This window comes from Pelomicrobium sp. G1 (assembly GCF_051905455.1).
Classification (GTDB): domain Bacteria; phylum Pseudomonadota; class Gammaproteobacteria; order Burkholderiales; family UBA6910; genus Pelomicrobium.
In genome coordinates this window covers 1-265 of record NZ_JBQACR010000381.1, presented here as the reverse complement: position 1 = coordinate 265, position 265 = coordinate 1, and the positions used below count along the sequence as shown (strand labels likewise).

Sequence of the window (265 nt, the reverse complement as noted above, 5' to 3'; positions counted from 1 at the left end):
ATCCAGAGCATCGCTCGGCTTCCCCCTGTCCGGGAAACGGTCTTGGTTTATGCACATTTCATGTGGTTGAAACCTCCCGGAGCGAAAGGCCGCCCCCCGGCAGCCGCAATGGCAACTGCCGCAGCCGTATCCCGGTGGCGGCGAATACCGCGTTGGCCACCGCGGGCGCCACGACTGGCACCGCTGGCTCGCCCACCCCACCTGGCGGCTCGCTGCTTTCTACGATCTCCACCTCCAGCTCGGGCATTTCCGAAAACGTGAGGAT

Annotated in this window: 1 protein-coding gene; it reads right to left on the bottom strand. The window is 64.5% G+C overall.

The genetic code is table 11. The features are described 5' to 3' along the window. Positions 1–58 precede the first annotated feature (58 nt). A partial coding sequence (locus tag ACTFO6_RS18915) for a hypothetical protein (RefSeq protein ID WP_439935894.1) occupies positions 59–265 on the bottom strand: 207 nt, incomplete at its 5' end.